At 40.8% G+C, this 9368-nt stretch carries 10 protein-coding genes and 1 CRISPR repeat array; all 10 genes read left to right on the top strand.

Annotation, left to right across the window (positions count from 1 at the left end):
- The coding region (locus NZ896_05435) for a hypothetical protein (protein MCS7116899.1) at window positions 1-268 on the top strand (268 nt) is incomplete at its 5' end.
- 5 nt (window positions 269-273) lie between these two features.
- Window positions 274-1230, top strand: coding sequence for a type I-A CRISPR-associated protein Cas7/Csa2 (gene cas7a / locus NZ896_05430; GenBank protein MCS7116898.1), 957 nt, complete (start codon window positions 274-276; stop codon window positions 1228-1230).
- Complete coding sequence (gene cas5a / locus NZ896_05425) at window positions 1221-2003, top strand: type I-A CRISPR-associated protein Cas5a (GenBank protein ID MCS7116897.1); 783 nt, start codon at window positions 1221-1223, stop codon at window positions 2001-2003. The genes cas7a and cas5a overlap by 10 nt, the downstream gene beginning before the upstream one ends.
- A gap of 1 nt (window position 2004) precedes the next feature.
- Window positions 2005-3093, top strand: a complete 1089-nt coding sequence (locus NZ896_05420; GenBank protein MCS7116896.1) for a hypothetical protein — start codon at window positions 2005-2007, stop codon at window positions 3091-3093.
- Window positions 3072-4880 carry a CRISPR-associated helicase Cas3' gene (gene cas3, locus NZ896_05415; protein MCS7116895.1) on the top strand — a complete coding sequence of 603 codons (1809 nt, stop codon included), beginning with the start codon at window positions 3072-3074 and terminating at the stop codon, window positions 4878-4880. The genes NZ896_05420 and cas3 overlap by 22 nt, the downstream gene beginning before the upstream one ends.
- Before the next feature lie 148 nt (window positions 4881-5028).
- Window positions 5029-5817 carry an HD domain-containing protein gene (locus tag NZ896_05410; protein MCS7116894.1) on the top strand — a complete coding sequence of 263 codons (789 nt, stop codon included), beginning with the start codon at window positions 5029-5031 and terminating at the stop codon, window positions 5815-5817.
- 68 nt (window positions 5818-5885) lie between these two features.
- Window positions 5886-6845 (top strand): type I-A CRISPR-associated protein Cas4/Csa1, encoded by a 960-nt coding sequence (gene cas4a, locus NZ896_05405; protein MCS7116893.1) that lies wholly within the window; start codon window positions 5886-5888, stop codon window positions 6843-6845.
- Complete coding sequence (gene cas1 / locus NZ896_05400; protein ID MCS7116892.1) at window positions 6842-7858, top strand: CRISPR-associated endonuclease Cas1; 1017 nt, start codon at window positions 6842-6844, stop codon at window positions 7856-7858. Before cas4a ends, cas1 begins: the two co-directional genes overlap by 4 nt.
- 5 nt (window positions 7859-7863) lie before the next feature.
- Entirely contained in the window at window positions 7864-8151 is a 288-nt protein-coding gene (gene cas2, locus NZ896_05395; protein MCS7116891.1) for a CRISPR-associated endonuclease Cas2, read from the top strand.
- A 67-nt stretch (window positions 8152-8218) separates the two neighbouring features.
- The gene (gene cas4 / locus NZ896_05390) at window positions 8219-8818 is read left to right on the top strand and encodes a CRISPR-associated protein Cas4 (protein ID MCS7116890.1); all 600 of its coding nucleotides are present in this window, start codon (window positions 8219-8221) and stop codon (window positions 8816-8818) included.
- Between the two features lie 148 nt (window positions 8819-8966).
- Window positions 8967-9179: direct repeats of the CRISPR family, unit length 24 nt; unit sequence GAATCTCGTGAAGAGAATTGAAAG.
- Between the last annotated feature and the right edge of the window lie 189 nt (window positions 9180-9368).

Raw genomic sequence — 9368 nt, 5'->3', positions numbered from 1 at the left:
GGCGAGACCGAGAGATATTGAAGATTTTACAATGACGCTATATAGCAGTATAAGAGTGAGAGAGCGTGTTTTAAAAAGGCTTCAGGATGGTATCGATAGAGGGGAGTATGAGATCGTAGGTGAAGTCGATGATATTTATAAAGCCTTCAAGATAGGTAAAGAGTGTTTATCAAAGATAATAGATCTTGCCAAAAGTAATCCACGATTTGTTGGGAGTATCATCGCATCACTTGCATTAGCTTATGAGGGAGTAAAGTCAAAAGGGTGAGGGTTATGGTGTATGTGCGAGTTACTGGAAGAGTAATCACAAATATTCACTCAGCGAATGCGGAAGGTGCCGTAGGTAATTATATGGCATTGTCCAAAATGTTCATCGTAAGAAGAATTGGTGAAGGTTACGAAGTTTCTGAAGAACCAGTAATCTCTGGAAATATGATCAAACATTGGCACGCTGTAGCGACGACGGAAATTCTTAAAAGTTGGGGGTATGAGAAAGCGATATGTGAGAGTTGTAATCGGCACGTTATGTATAGATCGGTATTGAAAAAAGAAGAAGAGTTTAATTATATTGAGTCATGTGCGATCGAGGACCTTCATGGCTTTCTAGATACAGATACAAACATCCGTCGTGAAAGTTTGGTCAAATTCTCCTTCATGATCCCGGTGGAGGAGCAGCGTTCCGAGTTTTCATCTATCACTCATAATAGAGTCGTCATAGATGAAACGGGAAAGATACCCAGTAAAGAACAGGCGATGATGGTAATGAAACGTGAACATGCAAGTGGTATTTATGGCTTTCTATGTTCTATGGATCTAGCCTTTGCTGGTGTTTCACTAGCAAATCCAGACAAAAAGTTAGGTCTGAATGAGCGTAAGATTAGAGCGAAGGCAGCTATAGCTGCTTTGACGGAGGTTCTTTCCGGCCACTTTGGAGCAGCGCAGGCTAGAGCGTTACCGATCGTCAAAACGGTCGAACTCATCTGCATCACTTCTAAAAGACCGATACCTAATGCAGTTCATGGATTTTACAAGGATTATGCAGAAGAAACAGCAAGCATCATCAAAGCCATCGTGGATCAAAGATTGGTCGAACAAAATGAAATTAAGGTAGTTGTGATGGGTGAAAGGCTCGTAAACACATTCAAAGAAAAGAAGATTTCCATAGATGAAGTTAAGACCGCCTCAGAAGCTATCGCCAAGGTTATGGGGGCAAGTGATCAGTGGTTTTAACAGCGGTATGTGCAAAGATCAACGCCCCTATTTTTTCCATTAAACACTTTGAAACATTTCAGATAGCAGCATCACTCCCGATCCCTCAACCATCGACCCTTGTAGGAGCTTTAGCGTACTGCTATGGAGTAGAACGTATGATCGGTTTAAAAGCTCAAGAGGCTATTAAGGGGTTGATAGTTGCTGCCAGAGCAAAGTTGATGAGTGAGGCTACCGCCATCAACCCGATCATTCTGAGGAGGTTTAGAGTATTGGATAAAGGTCTTGAAAAGAGCGATTTTAAGAGGGCTTACGAGGCTTTTCATATGAGTGATTTCGATACCTTTAGAAAGATAATAGAGAATACACTTACCGATGCTTTATATAGAGAATACTTAACTCACGCCACTTTGAAATGTATATGGGTTTTAAGGAGCCCCATCGATAGTAAGGCGTTGTATCTAATACAGAGGCTCGGTGACACAGAGTCTTTGGTCAATGTCATCGAGGCCTGGTCTGTCGATTGTAAAGCTTTATCTGTGAATGAAATATCTACAGATTATCCATTTGCTATCACTTCTAATGTAGTAGATATTCGAGGGGGTTATACGATTTTGAAGATGTGTGACGAAAATCGTGAATCTAAATTATTTTATATACCGTGCAAAAGGGACATTCGAAGTACAGCTGGTGGTATTAAATACTTTGTATACACTCCAACAAAGGTTGATATCAAATTGAAGAATGTTCAAGAGGTTTTCGCGATCGATGGGGAGTATATCGTGAGGGGTTAAGTTGCATATAAAATTATTTACACCGGGCCACGCATTCTTCATGGACTCTCTAATCATGTATAGTATAATCTCTACTCTTCCACCGGATGTCAAGTATTCCGTATCTAGTAATGCGGGATTCTTTGAGATAAGGATTGAAGATGGAGATCTACACGATATCGCTACTCTGATTGCGAGCAATGTGGAAGATCATAAAGAATCCATAGTTGAATACTTGATAGGGCAATTGAAGCTGATTCAAAAGGGCTCTCAAAAGAGGTTGGAGAGTTACTTAAGTAAGCATACAGACCCCGATGTAGTTGCTGAAAGTCTCGCAAGAAATTACAAGTTACCAGGACATGCACAACGCGAAGGGAGGCATTATAAAGGGCAGCACGTTTGGCTACCTTTTTATCCACACATAGGTAAGTACTTTACAGGAGAGTACAAATATCAACAGAGCAATTACGGTGTCTGTTCAACATGTATAACCTTATCTGCACTCGGCTTTTATAAGGCGACGGTCCCGCTTCGCTCCACCCCTCCCGAAAATGCCTTGAACCTCGTTTTACTCTCCTTCGAAGGAGAAGTATCTGGAGAAATTTTGGCAGATATACTAGCTCATATTAAAGGTGATGTATTTACCAAGGCTATTGAGAGGCTACAGTCACATTCTGTTGCAAATATCCTTCCCTTAAATACCTTCACATACATCCTATTGACGTGGTTTACCAAGGATATTCTAAGGTATCTTTATGAATCGAAAGCCGTTTGGACCGTCCTTTCGATAAAATTCGATATCGTAAAAGGGCAGGTACTTCAGATACGTGGTTACGAAGAGATACCCATAAACAGATACATTTCATCACTAGTCTACTTAATTAAGATAGATGAGAAATTTAAGCTCGATCCACTCGAAAGGTTACAATCTATTACCGAGAGCCTTATGGCAAAAAAGGAACCGGCACCGATCGAATCACTATATAGGTATATAAATACGAGATCCTTCTCAGATCTCTATACAACGACTCGCCAAATAGTTAAGGTTCTCAAAGCAGGTTTTGGCAAAAACTTCTGTAAAGAATTGGCATGTTTAACTCAACTGATTTAACACAACATTGGAGCATTGTAGAAGCGATCGTTAAAAGTCGAGGAAGAACCCTTCAAAAGTACGAGTATTTCGAGAGGCTTTGGGATTCGGTCGAAGGTAACGATCTGGTCTTTTTATCGGCACCCACTGGTGCTGGAAAGACCGAGGCAGCCCTTACACCATTTCTCAAAAGTTTAATACATGGTGAAAGGTTTTGGCATTCGTTAATCTACGTTCTCCCGACGAGAAGTCTCGTATTCAACATGTTTCATCGCATATGCAAAACGTTACATATATGCAGATCGTCCTTCAAAAGGCCAAGGATGATCGTTGTAGATTACGATCATGGAGGCTTCACACCATTTAAAGCATTCATAGAAGGAGACATCACTGTAACAACGTACGATACCTTACTCTATACTCTTTACGGTTTTAGATCCTATGGACACCATTTCTTCCTATCGGTAGGTAAAATTGCGGGATCCCTCATAATACTTGATGAAGTACAACTTCTACAAGATTCACAATGGTACTCTTTAACATTACTGCCTTATCATATAGCGAATTTGATCAATTTTGGGGCTACGGTCATTCTCATGAGCGCAACCTTACCTCAAATACTTGTTGAAGAGACCGTCAGGCCATTTAAGAAATACCAAAGGGTGAAGTATCCTATAAAGTATTCACATCCATACACATTTATTGAAGCGGACTCAAGTAAAGATGTTATAAGAAGGGGTAGGTTGGATGTAATCATCAAAGATGGACGGCTCTCAGAATCTCTATTCGATATTATCAAAAATTATGAAAAACCTATGTTATTCATCTACAACACCGTAGAGGAGGCGGTCGAAGCTTATCGGCGACTTACAAAAAATGATTATAACAATGTCATACTACTTCACTCAAGGTTGATTAACGATGTAAGAAAGAGTAGAGAAGAGGTCTTCGAAAAAAGCTCCATCGATCAGGATTTGATCGTTGTGGCGACGCAAGTGATCGAAGCGGGTATAGATTACGATTTTAAAACCATTGCTACACAAGTCTCGCCAATAGACTCTTTGATACAACGTTTAGGTCGTTGTGCGAGAAAGAGCGATGGAACAGCCCTATTATTCAAGGATTTAGAAGGAGCAAAGTGCGTTTACCCACAGATAGTCATCGATGAGACGATCAAGATCCTCAACGAGGATGATCTGGCAGAGAGTGTAAAGAATATCTCAACCGCTTCTAAATTGGTAAATGCGGTATATCGTGAAGATGTTGTAAGAGAGTTAAGGGGAGAAATAGATAGAGAATTGAGTGAGGCTTTAAGTTTTATAAAGACATTTTCGACAGATTCAGCAAAAATCTTTGTGGCGAGGAATCTCTTTAAAATACCGAATCTCCTCAGATTGGGTATAGAAGTTAAGTGCATCCTCTTACCTCAGGAAATTTACCAGAGGATCATGGAATCTTTACGTTCGGGTAGTGAAAAGTCTACATTCGAAATTCCTTTAACTCAAGCGATCGATCTACTTCATCGAAATACCTTAAGCCTCTCCGTTGAGAGATTGTATAGAGGCTATGAAATCCCCGCCTTGAGCCATCGGATAGATGGCGAAGAATTTTACCTTTCATTATCTATCGAGTATAAAACCGATCTCAAGAATCAAGCATCAGAACCAAAGGTGGATTTAAATATCGTTAAGTATCGAAGGTTGAGCGATTGTTATCGAGAGGTTTTCATTCATCCATTCATAATCAATCCACTTTACTACATCGTTGAAAGAGATTTTCATCTAGGGTTGGTGAAACCTTATGGTTAAGCCATCGGAATGTGATACTCTATCAAAGATTCTAGGTTCAGAGTTATCTTGCCGAGACACTTGTTCAGTAGCAGAAAATCCATCTCGTGTATATGATTCAATACGTGACGGGTGTCTGATCGCGCATATTGGTTTAACGTTAATCGAGATGCAACGGTTAGCATTTTGCTTTAAATCCTCGCTTTATAGGTTATTCACGATCAATACTTTATCGAGAAGTGTTGAGCAGGATAAAGATCGATTTTGGGCCATCTTATTGACAATCTCCCTTCTTCATGATATCGGGAAGTTAACCGATCAATATATCGATAAACACACCACTAAATCACACATCCTACACCATCAAATATCTGCAATCGTTGCAAAGAGGGCTCTAAACAGAGTTTTTGATGATTATATATCGTTGGAGGTCGCTTACGCTATTCTATTCCATCATGAAGCCATCGATTGGAGTTCTATAGAACGAAATTTATTCTCATTCTCTTACTTTCAAAAGGTGTTACCATCTACGAAAAGATTCACATATACCATAGATCAGAACCGTTTAAACAGATTCAATCAAAACCTCTCTAAACTCATCGATCAATTTTATCAAAAGAATTTTATTACAGGATTGCAGCATCAAACCTTAACTCAAATAATACCTTTTATAACATCTGCACTTATTACTAATCAAGAGATCGATTGCATATACGAAGAGCTGGAGGGAAGGAAGATTCAACATCCAAAATACCTCACACCCGCATTGGCCCTTTATAGACTCCTCTACTTAGCGGATAATCGAGCAGCCTCTGCAAGAAGTCAATACTGGTTAGACTCACTTCAACATGTAGATTGGAACCGATTGGAGAGTGCTGCCCAACAGATTCACCATCTTTTAACACAAAGGTATTATTATATAGGACTATCATCGATCCCCGATGATTACTTAATCTGAGATGATTCATATCAGAAGGTAGAGGTGAGTTAATTACATCAAAATAACACGGTAAAAGTCGATAAAAATTGTTCTTCTTAGATAGGCTCGATCTAGATAGGCGTTTTAGACTCTTACGTAAAGAGATCGAAGCTAAAGGCATTAGCGAGGAGCTTAGGGGCTGGAACTTTGACTCTCCTCCTATCGAACCCCTCTCCCGTTCCATCCTTTTCGGTGTCGGTGAGCTCGCTATGCGTTATTGTGAATCGATGAGGGATATCTACCTGAGAAGAATCCTAAATATCAAGCCCCCACCCACGATCAAGATGGCTAGGGGCATCGCCCTACATTCCATTAGCCGTGAGGTCCTTAACGCTGCCAAGAGATCGTTCTTCTCTGGTAACTATAGATCTGGATCAGAGTTGGCCGAAGGTTTACTATCTTTAACTCATGGTATCGTCGATAAGGCTATTTCAGAAACCGAAAATGTACTCTCCTCTAAGATGGGTGAAGTTGAAGAATACCAACTTAAAGTTGAAGCTACAGCCCTTTACAGATTTCTCGTAATTCAAGCTGCCGCGAGGATCGATCAAGCTATATCAAAGTATCCACATTCGGATGCCGATTCGATAATCAACGTCGCTCTACCACCAGTTGTTGAGCGTAAGGTCGATGGGAGCTTGGTAGGGTTGAGTAGAGAACTCAGCGTCGATATTTATACACCCTTCAACGCTTTAGCCGATCTAAAAACTGGGGAGGTGAGAGAATTCCATCCTTACGCTGCGACTGGGTATGCGTTGGCGATCGAGGCTGAAGAGGGTACTCCGGTAGACTTCGGATTCATAGTGTATATTCAGATACTAACACATAGGTTGGTGCCGAGTTTTCGATTAAGGTATTTCGTTATAGGTGATGAATTGAGGCGTGAATTTTTAGAATTAAGGGATGAGGCCTATGAAATCGTCTCGATAGGGAAGGATCCTGGAAGACCTCCAAGGTGTCCAAGTTATTGTCCATACTACACCATATGTACACGTGAGAAGTGTTGAAGCGCTTAATTATAAATGAACCCGGCCTCTTCCTACGTGCAAAGAGTGATATGATCGTTATTGAAAAGAAGGGTGAAAAAATTTTGGAGACCTCTCCATTAAATATATCTCAGGTCTTCATACTGACCCGTGGCGCTGTACTCTCTTCTGCCCTTCTTAAACTATTGGCAAAGTATAGAGTGGATTTGATTTTATATTCGAGTTTTGGCCATCCGATCGCTAAGCTCACGAGCTCTAAAGGTAGTGGATCTGTCAAATTACGTAAGATGCAGTATAAGATTCAAAATGAAAAGGTTGGTGCCTATCTTACTAAAAGGTTCGCGTGGGCCAAAGTCGTCAATCAGAAAGTAATCTTACGTGAAGCTGGTAAGAATAGAAAAGATCGAATCTTATCAGAGAAGTTACTCGAACTCTCACGATTGACTTCAAGTATAGCTGATATGATCGCCAATCTTGAAGGAGATGATATAGAGATGATTAGAGAGAAGGTTGTGAGGCTCGAGGCCGAAGCTGCTGAAGTATACTGGCAAGGTTTCAAACTTATACTGCCTGAAGATGTCCAATTTCCTGGTCGGAGAAAAAGGTTCGATTCTCCAACCGACCCGGTCAATATCATGCTCAACTTCTGCTATGGGTTACTGGCTTCAGAAGTCTGGTTGGCTGTAGAGAGTAGCGGGTTAGATCCCTACGCCGGCTTCTTACATATCGATTCTCCGAGGAGGCCAGCACTTGTAATGGATATTCTTGAAGAGTTTAGGCAACCGGTCGTTGATAGGACGGTCTTAAGGCTAATTTCGAGCTTTAAAGATCCACAATCCATACTTGAAGGGAGGTTGCTTAAAAGAGAAGCCAGATTTCAAATCGTTAAAGCCTTCTCCGAACGGTTATCGGAAAATTTGACCTTTGCCGGAAGATCTCTACCGTTATCGAGCCACATCTTTTTACAGCCGAAGAGGTTGGCTGAGTTTATAATCGGTAGATCATCAAATTATCTGCCATTCACCTTAAGGTAAGGTTTATGCAGACAATGCAGACACTCGTCGTCTACGATATAAGTGATGATAGAGTAAGGTTCATGATCAGTCGAGTATGTAAAAGGTTCGGTTTGGCAAGGATTCAAAGGAGTACATTTCTAGGCTATCTGACCAGTATGCAGAGGAAGGAGCTCACCGCAGCCCTTAGAAGGATAATTGGCGATTCCGATGGGAATATTCAAGTATTCGTGTTATGTAGGGCTGATCTGGCCTTAAGGGAGGTCATAGGGAAGCCATTCGAGGAGTATGCCAAGGAGGATCTTTTGGTGTAAATTTGCTGTATGCTGAGTATATTGATTTGAGAGATTTGAGAGATTTGAGAGATTTGAGAGGTCCGAATTGTCTGAAGATGATGATATTCATTTGATACCTGTAACGTGGATCAAGCAGTACCATTTCTGCCCTCGAATCATCTACTATCTAGGTGTTCTGGGATATAAAGAGAGGGTGACAGAAAGTATGGCCGAAGGGAGAGATCTTCATATCGATGAAGAGCGTAGGGCGAAACGTAGAAAGACACTCGCTGGTGAAAGGAAGGAGCTCACCAGAGGATTTTGGAGTAGAGTTCATATAGTATCAGAAAGGCTCGGCCTCTATGGAAGTATCGATGAAGTTGTGGAGGTTGATGATGGTCTGGTAGTGGTAGAGAATAAATTCATGAAGTCCTCCAAGAAACCCCACTCAGCACATATTTACCAAGCGATCGCTTACGCTATGCTCGTTGAGGAATTCTTCCACAAACCTGTAAGAAAGGCTGTGATAAGGTACGTGCGTGATGGCAGGTCTTTTGAATTACGTGTAACAGATGATTTGAAGAAGCATGTATTATGGACAGCTTCTAAGATAAGATCGATAATCGAGAAAGAGAAGCTTCCGAGGATCATGAATCGTAGAAGGTGCAGAAGTTGTGGATTTCAAAGGGTATGTAAAGATGTATAGTTGAGTGGTATGGGTCATAAAGGTTATGAACATTGGACTTCGGCGGACCACGCTTGCCAGAATGCAGATCATGCACCGCCGAAGTACCATCATAAATTTTAAATATAAATTAAGCTCAGATAGGTTAATAGAGCTAGAAAAACCCTCGGAATCTCGTGAAGAGAATTGAAAGAAGGCGCATAAGCATTCAAACGCTATCGCTGATGGTGGAGGAATCTCGTGAAGAGAATTGAAAGTTACTATGGTAACGAACGTTATTAAAACTTTTCGGTGTAGAATCTCGTGAAGAGAATTGAAAGGTAAAAAGATCGTTATTGTAGGCTTAGGTAAATCGAAAGAATCTCGTGAAGAGAATTGAAAGAACTCCTCATCGACACTTTGTTCAATCCTTGCGAGTGCTTTACTGTACTGATCATACACCTGTAAGATATTACGCAGCCTTTTTGATGCTGAATCTCGTGAAGAGAATTGAAAGAAAGAGATAAAACAATATCAAAAAAGATGAAAGTAAGAATCTCGTGAAGAGAATTGAAAGTATTAAAGGTTAAAT

Source organism: Nitrososphaerales archaeon (assembly GCA_025058425.1).
GTDB lineage: Archaea > Thermoproteota > Nitrososphaeria > Nitrososphaerales > JANXEG01 > JANXEG01.
Note: the sequence above shows the minus strand (reverse complement) of the source record. Positions and strands in the feature narration are given on the sequence as shown.